The sequence below is a fragment of the Asaia lannensis NBRC 102526 genome, from assembly GCF_024054035.1.
Lineage (GTDB): Bacteria > Pseudomonadota > Alphaproteobacteria > Acetobacterales > Acetobacteraceae > Asaia > Asaia lannensis.
In genome coordinates, this window is sequence record NZ_JAMXQU010000001.1 from 303,293 (window position 1) to 322,019 (window position 18,727).

Below are 18,727 nucleotides of genomic sequence, written 5' to 3' on the forward strand. Positions count from 1 at the left end.
GATATGTCTGAAACTCAAGAGCGCACGGGTACGCTTCAGGATCTCGCCGGTATCGCTCCTGCCACGCAGGATGCCCCGGTTCACGAAGTCAAGCGCGACGCACAGGGCCGTTCCTATGCAACGGGCCGTCGTAAGGACGCCACGGCTCGCGTCTGGGTCAAGCCTGGCAAGGGCGACATCATCGTCAACGGCCGTCCGGTCACGACGTATTTCGCTCGTCCGGTTCTGCGCATGCTGATCACGCAGCCCTTCCTGCTGACGGACCGCTACAACCAGTTCGACGTGTATTGCACGGTCAAGGGCGGCGGTCTGTCCGGCCAGGCTGGTGCGGTGCGTCACGGCATTTCGCGCGCCCTGACCCATTATGACCCCGCTCTGCGTGGCATTCTGAAGGTTGCCGGCTTCCTGACCCGCGACAGCCGCGTTGTCGAGCGCAAGAAGTACGGCCGCGCCAAGGCACGTCGTTCCTTCCAGTTCTCGAAGCGCTGATTGCTACGGGGCCTCTGGCCCCGTCTGGATCGACGTTCGAAAGAACCCCGCCTTTGCAAAAGGGCGGGGTTTTTTTATGTGCATGTCTTCGAGCGCGATTTACACGGCGCCAATCCTGTTTGCTGTACAGGGTTTTCTCAAAGTTACGGTCTTCTCAAAGCTGGCGTCCTCTCAAAGTTAGCGCCCGGAACCTTGTCGGGCTTTTTATCGCTCGGAAGGACTGCCACTACCTGTGGCATGAGGAGCGCTATCCGACTGTCTGCGGCATTTATCGGAGCAGTAGCGGACCCTATCCCAGTCTCTCGCCCATTTGCGACGCCAGATGAACGGACGATGGCAGACAGGGCAAAGCTTTGCAGGCAGATTCGCCTTGTCCGGCTTTGGCGCCACGCGCCCTTTTCCTCTGGCCATTCTGCATCCCTTTCAAGTCGTGCGTTCCAGTTGGGCCGGTAAGTGTTTTCACGGATCGTACCCTGCCCGGCATGTGTCGCCGTTTTGAACTCTCCTTAAACGCGGCATGAGATTTGCGTTCCTCACGACAGACCGCGCGATTTCGGCTTCGGGAACCTGAGGCGATGTCATGCGCTTGCCGAAAGACCCCGATGTCGATCACGCAATCGCGAGGAAATAACCATGCCCCATATCACTGCAAGCGACGGTACCAAGCTGTATTACGAAGAGCAGGGAGAAGGGCGCCCCCTGGTCATGATCCATGGCTGGACGTTCTCGGGACGGTTTTTTCATCGCAATGTGCCCGATCTCGCCCGCCACGCCCGAGTGATTACGCTCGACCTGCGCGGTCATGGCAGATCCGACAAGCCTGATCATTCCTATCGCATTGCCCGGCTTTCGGCCGATCTGCGCGACCTGCTCGAGGCGCTCGACCTGCAGGACGTCACGGTACTCGGATGGTCGATCGGCTGTCCCATTATCTGGTCCTATCTCGAACTTTTTGGCACGGCGCGACTGCGTGACGCCATTTTTGTCCAGCAGACGCCGCGCCAGTATTTCTCTGCGGAATGGAAATACGGTCATGCCGCCTGTTACGATCAGGCCGGACTGGCAGAGACCATCCAGCAGCTGACTCTCACACCTGAGGCTTTCGACAGGCAGAACCTGTCCGATTGCTGTGCCTCGACCCTGTCGGACGAAGAGCGTTCCATGCTTCTGGCAGAAATGGCCATGAGCCCGGCTTATGCCCGCGCCGCCATGATGGCCGATCATACCGTACATGACTGGCGCGACATTCTGCCGCATCTGGAACTGCCGGCCCTCATGATGATCGCCGAGAAAGACGCTGTTCTGGTGCCCGAAGGCCCGAGCTGGGTGCCTGAGCATATGCCCAACTGTCAGGCTCTGCGCTTCGAGAAAAGCTCGCATATGCTGTTCATCGACGAGACAGAGAAGTTCAACGCGGCCGTTATCGCGTTTCTTGCACGATGAGTGCTTCTTTTCCTTTTCGGTTCGGGGTCAATGAGTTCACGACCCAGCCCTGGTCTTTCGAGGAAGACGTTGCACGTTATGCGGCGCTGGATGTCGATGCCATCGAGGTTTGCGAGGTCAAACTCGACCCGCAGCGTGCCACACAGCAGATGCTCGCCGCGCGCGAAGCCGGTCTTGCCATCAGCGCTGTGCAGCCGCGTATCCGCACTGTTTTCGGTAGTGCCATGGCACCCCAGCCCGAAGGGGCGGAGGCGCGTGTTGCCGCTTTCGAGGCAAGTCTGCGCAAGTTGGCTCCACTGGCCCCCGGCGCATCCTTCGTGATGAACACGGGGTCTGCCCCGGATGGAAATATGGAGCATTGCCTGGATGAGACCGCGCGCTATCTGCGCCGTCTTGCCCCACTTGCGGCAGATCTCGGCGTTACATTGGCAATCGAGCCGCTCAATCCGACATCGATCAATGTCGAAACGGCCATCTGGACCATCGATCAGGCGCTCGATCTGATCGATGCTGTCGGTCATGAGGCGTGCGGTCTCTGCCTGGATTACTGGAATATCTGGCAGCAACCGTCATGCGATGAGGCGATCAGGCGTGCAGGATCGCGTATCTTCGTGGTGCAGGCCAGCGACTGGAGAACCCCGCGGTCGGGTATGGACCGTCTGGTGCCCGGTACCGGCAGCATCCCGCTCGGGGTGCTTTTGCACGCCACGTTCGATGCGGGCTATCGCGGCGTCTGCACGCTTGAAATCTTCTCGTCGAATATTGCCGACAGTCTCTATGATCGCGATCTGAACGACGTTATCCGCGATAGTCGGAACGGGCTTGCCCAGGCCTGGGAAGACACGATGCCACACTAATCGTGTGGATCGGGTGCCGCGCCCGATCCTTGCACTGGACAGGATACCACCGGCCTGCTGTTCCGGAGCAACACGGCTCCGGAACAGCAGGTTCATCCTGATGGTGGAGATCAGCCGTTGATAATGGTGCCGCCATTGACGTGCAGTGTCTGGCCGGTGACGAACGAAGCATCCTCACTCGCCAGATAGACATAGGCTGGTCCCAGTTCCGCCGGGTCGCCACAGCGATCCATCGGCACCGAACTGGCCAGACCCGAAACCTGCTCCGGGTCGACAGGACCCCAGCTTGCCGGTTGCAGGGGCGTCCAGACCGGGCCCGGTGCCACGGCATTGACCCTTATGCCCTTCGAGACCAGTTCCAGCGCCAGTGCGCGGGTAAAACCCATTTCGGCCGCCTTGGTCGTTGAGTAGGCGAGAAGCCCCGCACTGCCGCGATAGGCGTTGATCGACGATGTGTTGACGATGGCGCTGCCTTTCTTCAGATGCGGCAGTGCAGCACGTGTGAGGTAGAAATAGCCGTTGATATTGGTGTCCATATGACGCTGCCATTCGTCATCGGTAATGGTGGCGCTGTTTTCATTGACGACCTGCCAACCGGCATTGTTGATCAGGATATCCAGGCCGCCGAACGTATCCACGGTCTGTTTCACGGCGTCATTGCAGACGGCGCTTGAGCGTACGTCACCGGCAATCACGAGGGCTTTGACACCTTCCTGCTCGACAAGCCTTGCCGTTTCCTGCGCATCCTCATGTTCCTCGAGATAGAGAATGGCCACATCGGCGCCTTCTCTCGCGAAATGCAGGGCCGCAGCGCGACCGATGCCGCTATCGCCACCGCTGATCAGCGCCTTTTTGCCCGCAAGCTTGCCGCTGCCGCGATAGTTCTCCCTGATATGGAGCGCAAGCGGACGCATGTCCTTTTCCACGCCGGGCTGATGGGACTGCGACTGGGGTGGGATCTGCTCTGGCATAACGGGGCCTCCAGGCCTGCGAACCCTGACGGATTCGAGTTTCACGGACCTGTGAGCAAAGCGGAACGTGCGATGTTGTTCCTTTTTCGCGACTGATCTCAAGAGTTCGTGATCTTCGGAAGCGGCATAAGCCAGGCTTTACGGTCGCGGTCGTTTTCGTCGTGCCGAGCGAAAAGCGGGACAACGCGGTTTTGAGGGCCGGGCCGGCCTAGGCTTTTCCGCGACGTTCTGCCTTGAGCATGGCGCGTCGATGCGCCTGTCTCTTGCGCTGCCAGATCAGAATGCCGGTGATGGAAAGAAGGGCGGTAACTATTCCGCTGGCGCAGACAAGGATACGACCCGCAAGCCCGGCGAGGCGACCACTATGAAACGGATCCTGGATCTGCAGGATGATATCGCCCAGATGTCCCTGAGGCGGGACAATGGTCTGTGTGGCCCCTCCCGTTTCGAGATCGATCGTGACAAGCGGACTCCCGAACCCTGCCGGAAACTGTCCTGTTTCGCTGAAGAGATAAAACAGGGCCGTATCGGGCCTGTGTGTGAGGATAAGCGCGGCTGGACGGGCCGTTATGCCGCGCGTGGAGACGAGCGCATAGGCGCGTGACTCAGCATCTTCCAGCGTCAGGCGATGCGGACCGCCGGGCAGGGGAAGGATCGGGGGTGGCGCAGCCATGGGGAAGACATGGCGGATTACCGGCTGAAAAAGCTGCGGTCCCAGAGCGAGTGCAACGCCGCTGATGGCCATGCCAAGCAGAATCAGCCAGAGCCAGAGCCCCAATGCCCTGTGCAGATCGAAAAACAGGCGTAGCGCGTTACGTGGGCGAGAAATCTGCCATGAAGTTTTCCAGCCCGGCCAGAAGGCCCGGCGCCATGGGGGTGTCACAGGAGGCAGGGTCAGTATCAGCCCGTTCAGACAATCGAGGCTCCAGATCAGCGCGGCAATGCCAAGGATCCAGAGACCGGTCTGCCCGGCAGCCAGAGAATAATGAACCCTGTAGATGAAAGGTAAAAGCGCACGACGCCCAAGGCAGCACCCCTCGCTGAGACGACCACCCAGCTCGTGCCCATCGGATGGGTCGAGAAAGATCTCATCGGGCAGTGCGCTGCCCGCCCGATTGTGGAAGGGGGTGAGATAGGCATGAACCGTATCATGGCTCGTGGGGCGGTATTCCAGTGCTACGACAGACTGATCGGGGTGTTGTCGTTCGAGGCGTGCGACGAGATCCGACAAGGTCAGGTGGTTGTCGTGATGCCGTGTTGTGAAAAGGTCTGGATTGAGAGCGCGATCGAGCTCGACACGAAAGACGCTGATGCTTCCGGTCAGACCGATGATGACGAGCAGAGGCGCAAGAACCAGACCGATATAGCGGTGCAGGGAAAGAAGGGTTTTTCGTCCCGGGCGGAGCGGCCACAAAACCCTGTCGAGACGTGAGCGACCGGCACGCGCATGGAGGGCATGGCGCTTAGAAGAATCCGGCACGGTAACGATGATCGCCATCCAGTCACGAGAGCTTGAGTGCTTTCATGGCTAGAGGTTGCGCAAGTGATAGTCAATCGCATTGAGGATTGCGCGAAGGAAAGACTGCCCTCTGTTGCAGCGCCGTTTTCGCTTTGGCATGTGCTTCCTTATCCAGAACGGAATCGACGCCTCTCAACGAAAAACCCCGCCACAGGGGCGGGGTTCCGGTTTCGCCCTGTCCAGCCTGGGCCGGACAGGAATGTTCGGTTGCTTCAGACGTCAAAGCCGTTCGGCAGCAGAACCAGATCGCGAACGACCGTCCCCTTGCGGCGCGTCAGCATGAAGATCAGGGCTTCGGCGACGTCGGAAGGCTGCATCATGCCGCCACCCTCGAGAGCGGCCTTGCGGCGCTCGGGGTCCCAGTCATTGATGAGCGGCGTGACGACCGGGCCGGGCTGGATCGCGCCGACGCGCACGCCATGCGGTGCCAGCTGGCGACGGCAGGTATGGGTAAAGGCCTGCACGGCGTATTTCGATCCGGTATAGATCGGTTCGGCCACGATGGGCACGACGCCTGCGACAGAGCTGGTGATGATGATGTCGCCGCTGCCCTGCTTGATCATGGGCACCATGGCAACACGTGCCGAATGGAAAGCCGCATTGATGTTGAGGTTCAGCATGCGATCCCAGACATCCGGATCGCCTTCCCATGCATTGCCACCGACATAGGAGCCGGCATTGGCAAACATGATGTCCAGGCGGCCCTGCTCGGCCAGGATGGTGTCGACAGCCTGCTGGATGCTGGCATGACGGAAGAGGTCGACCTCAACGCCGTGCAGCTTGTCGCCCAGCTCGGCGCGTGCCTTTTCCATGGCTCCCTTGTCGCGGTCGAGAACATAGACCACGGCGCCGGCATTGATGAGATGGCGGACGCATTCCAGACCGATACCGGAAGCCCCACCCGTTACTGCGGCAATTTTGTCCTGAAGAGGAAGCGACATGCTTGCATACCTTACCTGTCCGACGACGCCCTCGCAAAGAGTGCGCCGGAGGCCCGACTATAGGGGTCGTGCCTCGCTACAAACGTAAGATGACATGAAATTTAGGAATTGCTAAATAACGATATTGTCAATCAAGCGCACGGAATCGAGAGCGGCGGCGGCAAGTAACCGCAGGTCCTTTGCGCTGCCTTTGTCTCTGTGTTCTTCGTCGGAGACGGGTTGCAGGGTCCGGGCATTGCAGCAGGCCAGGTAATCGACAGGACCGAAGCCGGTTTCTTCCAGCTGACGCAAGCCGTTCTGCAATGCGGTATCGATGGCCTCACCGTGACGGATCGAGGCCCCGACGTCCTGCATGATGGCATGAAGACGGGGGGCGATCTGCCGTGCCCGGGGGGAAAGGCGACGGTTGCGGGATGACAGGGCGAGTCCGTCCGCTTCACGCAGGGTCGGGCAGGGGACGATCTCAAGAGGCAGGTTGAGATCCTGCACGAGGCGGCGCACGATCTGCAGCTGCTGCCAGTCCTTTTCACCGAAAAACGCCATATCGGCCCGGCTCAGGCCGAACAGCTTGGTGACGACAGTGGCCATGCCGTTGAAATGACCGGGGCGATGGGCGCCTTCAAGTCCTTCACTGAGGCCGCTCACCTGTACCAGGGTCGAGAACCCGGCTGGGTACATGGCTTCGGCTGTCGGGATGAATACTGTATCAACCCCTTGCAGGAGGGCGATATCCGCTTCTTCAGTACGCGGGTAGCTGGCAAGATCGGCTGGGTTGTTGAACTGCGTCGGATTGACGAAAATCGAGACGATCACTCTGTCGCAACGCGTTCGTGCTTCCTGCACAAGGCTGAGATGACCCTCATGGAGGGCCCCCATGGTCGGTACCAGTCCGATGGTCTGCCCTTCGGCTTGCCACTGCTCTACACGCTGCCCGAGTGTTCGGGCGTCACGAACGATCATGTCCGCTCTCCAAAGCTGTGCTCCGGCCCAGGAAAGACGCGTTCGCGTACTTCATCTGCATAAGCCGCGAGCGCCTTTGCGGCATCGTCGGCCAGCGTGGCATAGCGTTTGACGAATTTCGGTTTGAAATCGGCAAAAAGGCCCAGCATGTCGTCGATGACCAGAATCTGGCCATCGCAATCCGGCCCGGCGCCGATACCGATCGTTGGAATATCCAGTGCGGCGGTAATGTCGCGACCGAGTTGCTGGGGGAGTTTCTCCAGCACGACCGCGAATGCGCCCGCTTCTTCCACAGCGCGTGCCTCGGCCATGACGCGCGCGGCATCTGAGTCGCGCCCCTGCACCTTGTAGCCTCCGAGCGTGTTGACGGCCTGGGGGGTCAGACCGACATGCCCCATGACCGGCACGCCGCGTGCAACCAGAAACGCGATGGTGTCTTTCATATGGACCCCACCCTCGAGCTTGACGGCACCCGCACCGGTTTCCGCCAGCAGGCGCGAGGCATTGCGAAAGGCCTGGGCGCGGCTTTCTTCGTAGCTGCCAAAAGGCATGTCCACTACGCAGAGCGCCTTGCTTATGCCGCGCATGACAGCCTGACCGTGCAGGATCATCATCTCCATCGTCACACCCAGCGTGGAGGGTAGTCCATGCAGGACCATACCCACGCTGTCGCCGACCAGCACGATATCGCATGCTTCATCGGCAAGGCGCGCTACGGGCGTCGTATAGGCTGTCAGGCAGACAAGGGGGGAGGCCCCCTTGCGCGTCTTCACCGAGAGCGGGGTCAGGCTATGGACCGGGGTTGATGCGCTCATGAACGCCCTTTCAAATATGGCCGCGCCTGACGGTCCATGTGTCTCCATGCATTCTCTTCCACGACGCGACAGGCCGGCACTGACAGACCGGCACTGAACGATACCGGCGCCGAATGCCCTTGGTGCATGTCCCGTCTCGCATGCCCCCCTGTCGCATATCGGCTTCGCGACGCATTGCGAAACGCGGCGACCTGCTGCCACCCCCGGTGTGGCAGGCATCGCGGACTGGCCTGCATGGAGCGATCACAAAACGGTCAGGCAGAAGCCCCGTTCTTCTCCTTCTCTTTCAAAGGGTGTCAAGATGCCATGAACGGGATAGAGTGCTGTCAAAATCGACCAGAAGATGGATCAGACCATGGTTTCCGAAAGCGCTGCGCTGCATTTCACTATCGAGCCGACGACCACGCCGACCCCGGCAGATCATCGTGCAGACCTCATTGCCAATCCTGCTTTCGGTCGCATTTTTACCGACCATATGGCGATCGTGAAATACAGCGAGGGACGTGGCTGGCACGACGCAAAGATCACTGCGCGCAAACCCCTGACGCTCGATCCGGCGGCCTCTGTCCTGCATTACGCGCAGGAAGTCTTCGAGGGCATGAAGGCCTATCGTACCGAAAATGGTGGCATCGCGACGTTCCGTCCCGAAGAAAACGCCAAGCGGTTTCGCGCCTCTGCCGAGCGTATGGCCATGGCCGACCTGCCTCAGGAAATCTTCATGCAGGCCGTTGATGAGCTGGTGAAGATCGACCGTGACTGGGTGCCTGCCGGTGAGGGCAAGAGCCTCTATCTGCGTCCGTTCATGATCGCGACCGAAGTGTTCCTCGGCGTCAAGCCCGCCTCCGAATATCTGTTCATCGTCATCGCCTGCCCGGTCGGCGCATATTTCGGCTCGGGTTGCGTCTCCGTCTGGGTGTCCGAAGACTACACGCGTGCGGCCCCCGGTGGCACGGGTGCTGCCAAATGCGGCGGCAATTATGCGGCAAGCCTTGTCGCCCAGCGTGACTCCAAGACCCATGGGTGCGATCAGGTGCTGTTCCTCGATAGTCGCGAACAGCGTTTCATCGAGGAAATGGGGGGCATGAATGTCATGTTCCTGCGCGATGACAACACGCTTGTCACACCGCCTCTGACCGGCACCATTCTGCCGGGCATCACGCGCAATGCCATTCTCCAGCTGGCGCAGGATCGTGGGCTCAAGGTGGAGGAAACGCCGCTGGAAATCGACGAGATTTTCGCAGGCGCTGCCTCAGGCCGTTACAAGGAGGCTTTCGCCTGTGGCACGGCAGCAGTCATCAGCCCGATCGGTACATTGCGTCGCACGGGCGGCGAGGCCGTGTTCGGCGATGGAAAGACCGCAGGCGAGGTCACCCTCGGTCTTAAAAAAGCCCTGACCGATATCCAGGCGGGCAAGAGCAACGATGCCCATGGCTGGATTCATACCATCGCCTGAGCCACAGGCTCTGTCATCCTCTCAGCTGCGGGAGGCTGACAGAGCTCAGGTATACCGGGGCAGAAAGTGTACCGGGACAGAACGCGTCAGTAGTTTTCGTCGAGCGCTTCGGGCGGCGGGCTGTGCCGTTCCGGCTCGACCGTCCGGCTCATGGCTGCGATTTCCGCATCGCTGGAGGCGGGGGTAGGGGTGAATCCCGGATGCTCGCTGCGATGTTCGAGCAGAACGCTCTCGAGCGCGGAAGGGTCGGCCGCCTCTGCCTGACGGAACAGGCTTTCCGCCTTTTCCTGATCGCCCTCTTCCTCGGCTCTCAGGGCAGCTTCGGCGAGGGCGCGTGCCGTCTGGTGTTTGTTGTCTTCCCCATCGAAGACCGGGCTGTCGAACTGGTCATTGGCCATGGCACATCTCCTTGTCGACTGATCGACGTTACTTGAACCAAACACATGGCTCGGGAGACGGTTCGTTTTTCTGGACCTGTGTGCTCCCATACTCTAAGAGCCGGAGCTTCCTTTTATCCTGACCCGAATGGATGAGATGACCGCGGACGGCTCTGCCGATCAGACGATATCATGGCAGGCCAGACGCGATGCGCTGGTTGCAGCGATCCATCATGCTCATGAAATGCGCAAACCCATGATCATGGGGATTGTGAACGTCACGCCGGATTCATTTTCCGATGGCGGGCACCATGCCGATGCCGATGCCGGAGCCCGGCATGCGCGCATTCTCGCGCAGGAAGGCGCGACCCTGCTCGATATCGGGGGTGAGTCCACGCGTCCCGGTGCCGGCTTTGTTCCTGAGGCCGAGGAAATTGCCAGAACACGCCCGGTATTGATGGCCCTGCATCGTGAGACGGCGTGGCTGTCGATCGATACCTACAAGAGCGGCGTGGCGCGCGAGGCTGTGCGTGCCGGTGCAACCATGGTCAACGATGTATGGGGCATGCAGCGCGATCCGGCCATGGCGCCCGTTCTGGCAGAGACAGGCGCCGTCGCCGTTCTGATGCATAATCGTGAGACGATCGATCCGTCTGTGGACATGCGAGACGCATTCTGCCGGTTTTTCGACCTTGTTCTGTCTCAGGCCGAGCGTGCCGGTATCCGGCACGAGCGGATCGTGCTCGATCCGGGGATTGGCTTCGGCAAGACAGACCCACAGAATATCGAGGCAATAAGGCTGATCGGTATGCTTCGCGCGCAGTATGGCCTGCCGGTCCTGCTCGGTCTTTCACGCAAATCCCTGTTCGGGCGTCTGCTCGGGCGCGACGTGCATGAACGTCTGGCCGGTACGCTGGCCGCCAATCTCTGCGGCATGCAGCAGGGGGCGGCCATATTGCGTGTGCATGATGTGGCCCAGCATGTCGATGCCGTGACGGTCGCCGCGCTGATTGCCGAGAGTCAGGGGATCGGGTCTCGCGAGAACAGAGGAGCGGAGCAGGCATGAGCCAGTCGGTTATTCGCCTCGATGGTCTGAGTGTTTTCGGCAGGCACGGCGTCCTGCCGGAAGAAACACGGCTCGGCCAGAAATTCCTGATCGACCTTGTCGTGACCGTCGACACGGCCATGGCGACACGTCATGACGATTACCATCAGGCTGTCTGCTATGCGGCTTTATGCGACAGGGTGGTGGCGCGCGTTTCGGGCGAGCCTGTCCAGCTGATCGAAACGCTGGCCGACCGGATTGCGGACGATCTTCTGGCGCAGTTCCCGACGATTGCTGCCCTGACTGTGCGGGTCAACAAGCCCGGTGCCCCGATTGCGCATCCCTTTTCGATGGTCAGTGTCGAGACCCATCGCAAGCGTTCCCTCAAGGTGGGTTTCTCGCTTGGCTGCAATCTGGGCGATCGGGCAGCCGCCCTGTCCATGGCTGTGACATGGCTCGGCCTGGTCGATGGCATTGCGGTCGAAGCGGTCTCGCAGCTTTATCGCACGGCGCCCTGGGGCGGGGTCGATCAGCCCGATTTCTACAATCTCTGCGTGACCGGCACGACCAGCCTCGAACCGCACGCCCTTTTGCGTGCCTGCAAGGAGATCGAGGCCCGTCTCGGTCGCGTTCCGGGTCCACGCTGGGGGCAGCGTGCCATGGATGTCGATCTGCTTTATCTGGGCGACCGGGTCGTCGACGATCCCGTGCTGATCCTGCCGCATCCCCAGATCGCGCATCGTGCCTTCGTTCTGGTGCCATTGGCTGAAATCGCGCCGGAACAGAAAATAGGTGGACTTTCCGTGTCGGACATGGTGGACAGGCTCCCCCGCGAGGCTGATGACGTCGTCCCCTGTGCGGACCAACCATCGTGCAATGCCGAGGATTTGACATGACCAAACCGACTGCCGATCTCGTGGCGCTGGATGCCGCTCGCCACAAGGGGCAGGGCGGAGAGCGGCCCATCGCCCCTATTGCAAGACCTGAAGATGCCGAAGCCCGCATCGCCACGGCTGTGCGTGAAATTCTTCAGGCGCTTGGTGAAGACCCGGATCGTGAGGGTCTGTTCGAGACGCCGGGTCGTGTGGCGCGTATGTATCTGGATGTGTTGGGTGGCCTGCATGAGGACCCGCGCGAGCATCTGCACAAGCAGTTTCTGGCAGACCAGCACGAAGGCGCGGTGATCGTACGCGATATCGGCTTTCATTCGATGTGCGAGCATCATCTGCTGCCGTTTTTCGGCAAGGCCCACGTGGCCTATCTGCCGGAAGGCGGCCGTCTGACCGGGCTGAGCAAGATTGCGCGTACGGTCAATGTGCTGGCGCGTCGTCCGCAGCTTCAGGAGCGCCTGACCGATCAGATTGCGGCATCGCTTATCGAGGTACTGGAGCCCAAGGCCGTCATGGTGCTGGTCGAGGCCGAGCATATGTGCATGGCCATGCGTGGTATACGCAATGTGGGCAGCCGCACGGTAACGACCGTCGTGCGTGGCACCTGGCAGCGCGATGCTGCGTTACGTGCCGAGATCATGTCCTTGCTGAAGGGCTGAACGTCACGCTGCTGTGGTTTGACGCCAGTTCCCGACGCCTGCAAGCTGGACAGGAAGAGGGAATATGAAAACGCGTCTCGCCCTGTGTACCCTGATTGCTTCGGTTGCTACCGCGCCCTGCGCTTTTTCGGCCGCTTTTGCCGCTGGAGAGATCGCTCCCCCGCCGCCGGGCGGGGATAGTGTCGATGCGGGTTATGCGCCGAGCGGTAATATCGAGATTATCGGTCGCTTCAGCGAGGCCCAGCCCTCCGGTATCGCCCTGCTTTCCGATCATCGTATGGTTCTCGGGTTTCCCCGCAGTCTGCGCGATCATGAGGGGGCGCGTCTGGCAGTTTACAGTCAGGGCAAACTCACGCCCTTTCCCGATGCCGAGAGCCAGGGGCGGTTTGTCTCGCCTCTTGGCATGACGGTCGATGCGAGCGGTCAGCTCTGGGTGCTGGATGAGGGTATTCTGGCAGGCAAGGGAACGGTTCCCGGTGCGGCCAGACTGTTCCACATCGATCCTGTGTCCGGGCGCATCGTCGAGGAAATTGCGCTTTCGGCCCCTGCATTGCGCTCGGACAGTCATCCGAACGATGTCCGTATCGACCTGACCCATGGTGACCGCGGCACCGCCTTCATCACGGATTCATCGCTTACGGTCCATCCTGCGCTGATCGTGGTGGATATCGCAACGGGTGTGCAGCGTCGTCTGCTGGCCGATACCGAGCCGGTCATGCCGCGTCATGGTTTCATGGCCGTGCTCGATGGCAAGGCTTCGCGCTACGATCCCGACAAGCCTACAATGGCGCAGGCAGGCGCAAACGGAATCGGGTTGAGTGCCGATCAGCAGACATTGTTCTGGCAGCCTCTTACAAGCCGCGAACTCTATTCTGCGCCGACTGCGGTCCTTGCCGATCCGAAAGCGACCGAGACGGAAATAGAATTCAGCGTGAAGGATGAAGGCGAAGCCGGCATGGGCGATGGCATGGCCACAGCCCCCGATGGGCGCCTGTTCCTGACCGATATCGAGCGTCATGCCATTTTGCAGCGTGCGCCGGATGGCAGCATTTCCGTCGTGGCACATGACCCGCGTCTGATTGCTCCGGACGGTCTGGCCTATAGCGATAACGCGCTTTACGCCACGATAGGCCAATGGTCGCGTCAGCCCGCTTTTCATGGGGGTGAGGACAGGCAGCAGCCTCCGTGGCTTGTGGTCAGGGTGGCTCTACCCGGGTCACGACCCTGACCGGTTTGCCCGCATCGTCAGGCAGCAGGGGTTTTGATCCTTGCTCAAAGGCTATCGTGCTTTCGTACCCTGTTGTTCCGGGAGGGATTTCCCAGGGGTTGGGCATAAGCCGACGTATCGGCACTCAGTTGTCGGTGTTCAGCGACCATGAAGCGGAAGCGACACGGGTATCCGACATGAGCGAAGCGACGAGTGCCTCAAGCGCAGTCGGGCCGTTCGAGGAGACCATGAGCGAGAAATTCAGGGACAGATGGTCGCCCCCTTCATCGCTCAGGGACAGCTTGCCAATCGTATAATCGGCTTCTTCCAGCCGTTCTCTGATCAGTGCGGTCATTTCCTGCGCGTCGAGGCGGCATGTGACCACCCTCATGCCATAGCCCGTCTCCATGGTCTTGGCCTGAAGCGGAATGCGATCTATCGCCCTGACAATTGGCCTGAGCAGCGTATTGCCCGCAATAATGAAGAAGGTGAGCAAAAACCCTTCGGCCAGCATATCGCTGCCGACGCAGGCCCCCACGGCGGCAGAGCACCAGAGTGTTGCGGCCGTATTCATGCCCCGGACGGTAGGGCCTTCCTTGATGATGGCCCCCGCACCGAGAAATCCGATACCGGAAACGACATAGGCAATTACACGCAGGGATTCGACATCGCCTGCAATACGCTGGGCAAGATCGACGAAAGCGGCTCCACCCAGTGCGACAAGGGCATTGGTCCGCACACCTGCCGTGCGCTGTCGATACTGTCTTTCGGCACCGATCAGCGTGCCGAAAACGAAAGCACTCAGCAGGCTGATGCTCGTATCCGTGAAGGAATGCAGGTCGAAAGTGTCGATGAAGCGCACGGGATGATCCAGTCTTCTGCAACGGGGCTGGCCCGGACTGTCTAGAGTATCCTGTCACAAGAGGAAATCTCCCCTGTGCGGGCGGACGGACGGTCAGGAGAACTGCGAAGGAAGTGGGGTAAGCAGGGTTCGGCGGGCTATTGAGCGTTCTCAACCCGGTTGTGCGGCTGAGCCTGCCAGCAGACCTCCATCGATTGAGAATTCCGCACCGGTAATATAGCGCGCCTCATCCGATGCCAGCATGACACAAAGGGCTGCAACCTCATCGACCGTGCCGAAACGCTTGAGGGGTGTATCGGCCATCAGCGAGTCCATGCGTGTCTGCCGTTCGGGACCATCGCCGAGCATGGCGTCCCACATGGGAGTCAGAATTGCGGCAGGATGAACCGAGTTGCAGCGTATCGACCAGCCCTTCTGCGCAGCATAGAGCGCGACCGTTTTCGTATGATTGCGTATGGCAGCCTTGGACGATGCATAGGCAGCGGCGCCCGGTATGCCCACCATTCCGGAGCGCGATGACATGTTGATGATCGATCCGCTCCCTCGCTGCCCCATGAGACGCAGGGCATAACGGCAGCCCAGAAACGTGCCATCCAGATTGGTGCGATGGACATCATGCCAGTCCGCAAGTGTTGCATGCTCGGGATCGTGAGCTCTGATCCCGTTTTCGAACCCGGTAATCCCTGCGTTATTGACCAGAATATCAGGGATATCGTTCTCGCATTCGAGCCTATTCCATGCTTCTTCGTCTCTCACGTCGAGTGCGGTGAAGCGGCTGTTCAGGCTGGCGGCGGCCCGTTGTCCGGCATCTGCATTTTTGTCTGTCAGAATGACCTCACAGCCCTCATCATGGAACCGGCGCGCGATGGCCAGTCCGATCCCCTGTGCCGCACCTGTCACAATGGCGCATTTCCCTTCGAGACGACGCATGGATATCTTCCCCTGTCTATAGCCATTGCGTTGGCCGTTCCGTCATGAGCCGGGTCTCGGGAGGAAGCGATCCATCCAGCAGGGTTTGCCGGAATATGCGGAGAGTTGCGAGGAGGCTGTATTCGTGGAGTCGAGACCCCTGATGAATGATGATGGAACCTTCCTGCGGTCTTTTCCAGTGCATTTCGAGGAACGTCACGCCCGTGTCATTCAGGCCGATCCCGGCAGCTGTCTCGACGCGGTGGAAGCATTCCGGACCGAGGATGATTTGCTGATATCGGCCTGTCTGGCGCTACGCGATCTGCCCGGACGGATGATCGGCGCGGTGAAGGGGAGGCCGGCGCATCGTTTTTCGATGGCGAGCTTCACCCCGCTCGGGCGTCATGAGGATCGATATGTTCTGTACGGCCTGGCAGGAGCGTTCTGGCGATTCGATTATGGTCTGCATGATATCGGACCGTCATCGCAGAATTTCTGGCAGGCAGATGACAGCCTCTGTCGCCTGATACTCACGTTTGAGGCGGAGGCACTCCCCGGTGGAAGAACCCGGCTTGTTACGCGCACTATCGTCTCATGCGGAACTGTTTCAGCCAGAACGCAGATGAGCCGGTACTGGACTATTATTCGGCCGATGAGCGGGTTAATCAGAAGAAGGATTCTTTCACGAGTTGATGGAGTTATTGATAAAAATAGGTAAAAATAATAATCAATACATGATTTAATAAAATAAGATACCAAACTATTAATAAATAATAATATTATCTTCATGGATATACAAATATCAACTCCCGCTATCGCGTCACTACTCGGGAAAGGGCTCGATTGGGATCGAGAGCGGTATACTGCAGCATTAATTTTTTCAGAAAATAAACTTACAAATGTCGCCCATTTGACATTGAAAATATTTTGTTACGATGCGACACAGCAGGAAATCACGTGTTCGTGATGTTCGGTCTCCCATAAATGCCGCTGAATTCTCAGTAAGCAAATAAATACTTATACTCTATAAGTATAGGATTTGTGTTGTCTATAGTTCATTCAGGTCGTGGTGTAATAGTTACGAGCGGATCGACCAATTATATTGGTGCGGGACGTGTGACGTCGGGTGATGTTGTCTACGGATTGAATGGCGGCACGGATTATCCCGCGGTCGATCTGGCCTCGGGTGGCATCATTTCCGGTGCAACCGCCCTCTCCGGTGGCGTCGTCGCCGCAGCAGCAAACGGCACGACCTTTGGCGGTACTGCGTATGAGAGCGGGTCTTTTGCGGCTCTTAATCAGGGCGTCATAGTCAGCGCAACCATCGCCTCGCGTGCAGGTCTGGCTGTTGGCAATCTCTCTGGCTATCAGGGTACACCCGCGCGTGCGATTGCTCCTCATGTCATGAGCGGCGGGCACGCGATTGTCGGCGGGGGATTCACGGTCAAGGGGCAGAGTTTTTCCGGTTCCGGTGTGATTTCAGGCGGGACATTCGAGGTTGGATCGACAGAGCAGCTGGCAAGCGGAGGGACAGATAGCGGCGGGCTTTTCGGAGGGACTCAAATTGTCTCTACCGGGGCTTTGGCGCTCAAAAGCATATTCAGTGCCGGTGTGCAGCTGGTTCAGGGTGGGCTCGCTTCCGGTTCTGTTGTCTCTTCCGGTGGAACGGTGGTCGCTACACAGGGGGGGACTGTCAGTTCAGTGACGGTTGGAAGCCGTGGTACGGCCCTGACACTTGCTGGGGGCGTGATGACCAATCAGATGATCCAGGCACAGGGTGTCGGTATCGTCTCGTCTGGCGGGTCAGTCAGTGGTGCGACGATTGCTTCCGGCGGGTCGGAAATCGTTCAATCCGGGGGTGTCGTCAGCGGTGCGACGGTTCTCTCGGGTGGCACCGAGATCGTTCAGGAAGGTGCAACGATCCGCACTGCGGCGATCTCGGCAGGAGGCTCCATGATTGTGGCATCCGGTGCCACGGTGATTGGGCTTGCAATCGACGGGGCAGCAACGAGTAAGGGTGCTGTCGGCAAGCTGATTGTCACCCCCGGAGCAGTTCTGCGTGATGTCCGTGTCGGCTGGCGCGGACGTATCGATATCGATGGTCTCGCGTATCGACCTGGCGGGACGATCAGGATCAGAAACGGCGTTCTGACCGTTGCCTACGCCGATGGCTCGAACTGGTCGGTCCCTCTTTCGGGGACCTACAAGGCGGGCGATTTCCATCTCGAGGCGGATAGCGATGGCAGTACCGATCTGGTTTATGACAAGTGCTTTCTTGCTGGTACCATGATTCGCACACCTGACGGTGAGCGACCCGTCGAGGATCTGCGCCAGGGCAATGTGGTGCTTGTTTGCAAGGAAGGCGGAAGCGCCGCCCGGCAGATCACATGGGCGGGTTCCGCATCCGTCAGCGTCGATCCCGCACGCAGCGATGACGAGGCCGGCTACCCGGTGCGGTTTCGTGCCAATGCCCTTGCTCCATCCGTGCCGGATCGTGACCTCTTCGTCACGCCTGAACATTGCGTGTTCATCGAAGGCGCGCTTGTGCCGGCACGTATGCTGGTCAACGGCAACAGCATTGCCTATGACCGTACTCGATCTCGCTTTGAAATCTTCCACTTCAGAACCGAAGATCATGCAGTCATCTGGTCGAACAACATGACCACTGAGACCCTGCTCGGATGCGGTGAGGCGGCAGGTTTACAGTCTTTCGTCGGGGAGAAACAGGCTGCGACGGCGCCCGTCGCAATGGATGACGCATCTTTTCAGACTGACCACTCTCAGGCTTCCGCCAAAGCGTCGCAGGCGCTTGCCGCACCTCTATGCGTCTCGCGTGAGTTCGTCGAACCGATCCATCGCAGGCTGGCGGAGCGGGTCGGAAACCCTGTCGCGGCGGCTGCGACGATGTCAGACGATCAGGACCCCGATCTGCATCTTGTGACGGAGAAAGGACAGGTCATAAGGCCGCTGCGCCAGATTGACGACATGATGATTTTCCAGCTGCCTGCCTTGCTCGATGAGGTCAGGATACGCTCTCGCGCAGCAAGGCCGGCAAACGCCGAGGGGCCTTTTGTCGATGACCGGCGTCGTCTTGGCGTTCTGATTGGAGATGTCCATCTATGGGACAGCCTTGGCATGAAGAGCCTGGACGCTCATCTGCTCGACGAAAAACTCGAAGGCTGGAACAACGTCGAAGCGGTGCCGATGCGCTGGACCAAGGGTAATGCCCGGCTAAAGCTGGGTCCGGGTCGTGTCGATACGCCCGCCATTCTGGGAATTACCGTCAAGGCGACAGCCCGATATGGTGCCGCCCCGCTCCAGGGGTAGGAA

Annotated in this window: 19 protein-coding genes; 10 read left to right on the top strand and 9 right to left on the bottom strand. The window is 59.7% G+C overall.

The genetic code is table 11. From position 1 onward, the window contains the following. The first annotated feature begins 3 nt into the window (after positions 1–3). Positions 4–489 carry a 30S ribosomal protein S9 gene (gene rpsI / locus NF685_RS01360; RefSeq protein ID WP_222546502.1) on the top strand — a complete coding sequence of 162 codons (486 nt, stop codon included), beginning with the start codon at positions 4–6 and terminating at the stop codon, positions 487–489. Between the two features lie 204 nt (positions 490–693). Here the strand turns inward: rpsI and NF685_RS01365 are convergent, their stop codons facing one another. Further along, positions 694–900 carry a DUF2256 domain-containing protein gene (locus NF685_RS01365; RefSeq protein WP_252848279.1) on the bottom strand — a complete coding sequence of 69 codons (207 nt, stop codon included), beginning with the start codon at positions 898–900 and terminating at the stop codon, positions 694–696. 222 nt (positions 901–1,122) lie between these two features. Here NF685_RS01365 and NF685_RS01370 point away from each other — a divergent pair, with 222 nt between their 5' ends. Both NF685_RS01370 and NF685_RS01375 read left to right on the top strand, forming a co-directional pair. Beyond that, entirely contained in the window at positions 1,123–1,932 is an 810-nt protein-coding gene (locus NF685_RS01370) for an alpha/beta fold hydrolase (protein WP_222546504.1), read from the top strand. Beyond that, positions 1,929–2,789 (top strand): sugar phosphate isomerase/epimerase family protein, encoded by an 861-nt coding sequence (locus NF685_RS01375; protein WP_252848280.1) that lies wholly within the window; start codon positions 1,929–1,931, stop codon positions 2,787–2,789. The genes NF685_RS01370 and NF685_RS01375 overlap by 4 nt, the downstream gene beginning before the upstream one ends. Before the next feature lie 110 nt (positions 2,790–2,899). Here NF685_RS01375 and NF685_RS01380 read toward each other — a convergent pair whose 3' ends face one another. The 5 genes from NF685_RS01380 to panB all read right to left on the bottom strand — a co-directional run bounded on the left by NF685_RS01380 (position 2,900) and on the right by panB (position 7,995). After that, positions 2,900–3,760, bottom strand: coding sequence for a glucose 1-dehydrogenase (locus NF685_RS01380; protein ID WP_252848281.1), 861 nt, complete (start codon positions 3,758–3,760; stop codon positions 2,900–2,902). A 208-nt stretch (positions 3,761–3,968) separates the two neighbouring features. Beyond that, complete coding sequence (locus NF685_RS01385; protein WP_252848282.1) at positions 3,969–5,258, bottom strand: PepSY-associated TM helix domain-containing protein; 1,290 nt, start codon at positions 5,256–5,258, stop codon at positions 3,969–3,971. 233 nt (positions 5,259–5,491) lie between these two features. Next, on the bottom strand, positions 5,492–6,220 hold the full coding sequence (locus NF685_RS01390; protein WP_252848283.1) for an SDR family oxidoreductase: 729 nt from the start codon (positions 6,218–6,220) through the stop codon (positions 5,492–5,494). A 111-nt stretch (positions 6,221–6,331) separates the two neighbouring features. Further along, a complete protein-coding gene (panC, locus tag NF685_RS01395; RefSeq protein ID WP_252848284.1) occupies positions 6,332–7,180 on the bottom strand; it encodes a pantoate--beta-alanine ligase in 849 nt (282 codons plus the stop codon). Continuing rightward, positions 7,177–7,995, bottom strand: a complete 819-nt coding sequence (gene panB, locus NF685_RS01400) for a 3-methyl-2-oxobutanoate hydroxymethyltransferase (protein WP_252848285.1) — start codon at positions 7,993–7,995, stop codon at positions 7,177–7,179. Before panB ends, panC begins: the two co-directional genes overlap by 4 nt. A 355-nt stretch (positions 7,996–8,350) precedes the next feature. Here panB and NF685_RS01405 point away from each other — a divergent pair, with 355 nt between their 5' ends. After that, positions 8,351–9,448 (top strand): branched-chain amino acid aminotransferase, encoded by a 1,098-nt coding sequence (locus NF685_RS01405; protein ID WP_222546511.1) that lies wholly within the window; start codon positions 8,351–8,353, stop codon positions 9,446–9,448. A gap of 86 nt (positions 9,449–9,534) precedes the next feature. On the opposite strand, the gene NF685_RS01410 is transcribed toward NF685_RS01405, so the two are convergent. Next, a complete protein-coding gene (locus tag NF685_RS01410; RefSeq protein ID WP_252848286.1) occupies positions 9,535–9,846 on the bottom strand; it encodes an RNA methyltransferase in 312 nt (103 codons plus the stop codon). 136 nt (positions 9,847–9,982) lie between these two features. Here NF685_RS01410 and folP point away from each other — a divergent pair, with 136 nt between their 5' ends. The 4 genes from folP (at position 9,983) to NF685_RS01430 (ending at position 13,647) form a co-directional block, all read left to right on the top strand. Beyond that, positions 9,983–10,891: a dihydropteroate synthase gene (folP, locus tag NF685_RS01415; protein WP_252848287.1), complete on the top strand. Its 909-nt coding sequence runs from the start codon at positions 9,983–9,985 to the stop codon at positions 10,889–10,891. Then, positions 10,888–11,766, top strand: a complete 879-nt coding sequence (gene folK / locus NF685_RS01420) for a 2-amino-4-hydroxy-6-hydroxymethyldihydropteridine diphosphokinase (protein WP_252848288.1) — start codon at positions 10,888–10,890, stop codon at positions 11,764–11,766. Before folP ends, folK begins: the two co-directional genes overlap by 4 nt. Then, the gene (gene folE, locus NF685_RS01425) at positions 11,763–12,419 is read left to right on the top strand and encodes a GTP cyclohydrolase I FolE (RefSeq protein ID WP_222546515.1); all 657 of its coding nucleotides are present in this window, start codon (positions 11,763–11,765) and stop codon (positions 12,417–12,419) included. Before folK ends, folE begins: the two co-directional genes overlap by 4 nt. Before the next feature lie 64 nt (positions 12,420–12,483). Further along, on the top strand, positions 12,484–13,647 hold the full coding sequence (locus tag NF685_RS01430) for an SMP-30/gluconolactonase/LRE family protein (RefSeq protein WP_252848289.1): 1,164 nt from the start codon (positions 12,484–12,486) through the stop codon (positions 13,645–13,647). 124 nt (positions 13,648–13,771) lie between these two features. Here the strand turns inward: NF685_RS01430 and NF685_RS01435 are convergent, their stop codons facing one another. Beyond that, positions 13,772–14,488 carry an MgtC/SapB family protein gene (locus tag NF685_RS01435; RefSeq protein WP_252848290.1) on the bottom strand — a complete coding sequence of 239 codons (717 nt, stop codon included), beginning with the start codon at positions 14,486–14,488 and terminating at the stop codon, positions 13,772–13,774. A 150-nt stretch (positions 14,489–14,638) separates the two neighbouring features. After that, positions 14,639–15,418, bottom strand: coding sequence for an SDR family NAD(P)-dependent oxidoreductase (locus NF685_RS01440; protein WP_252848291.1), 780 nt, complete (start codon positions 15,416–15,418; stop codon positions 14,639–14,641). Positions 15,419–15,542: 124 nt separating this feature from the next. On the opposite strand from NF685_RS01440, the gene NF685_RS01445 reads away from it, so the two are divergent. Both NF685_RS01445 and NF685_RS01450 read left to right on the top strand, forming a co-directional pair. Then, positions 15,543–16,115 carry a hypothetical protein gene (locus tag NF685_RS01445; RefSeq protein ID WP_252848292.1) on the top strand — a complete coding sequence of 191 codons (573 nt, stop codon included), beginning with the start codon at positions 15,543–15,545 and terminating at the stop codon, positions 16,113–16,115. Between the two features lie 326 nt (positions 16,116–16,441). Beyond that, on the top strand, positions 16,442–18,724 hold the full coding sequence (locus tag NF685_RS01450) for a Hint domain-containing protein (protein WP_252848293.1): 2,283 nt from the start codon (positions 16,442–16,444) through the stop codon (positions 18,722–18,724). Positions 18,725–18,727: the final 3 nt, after the last annotated feature.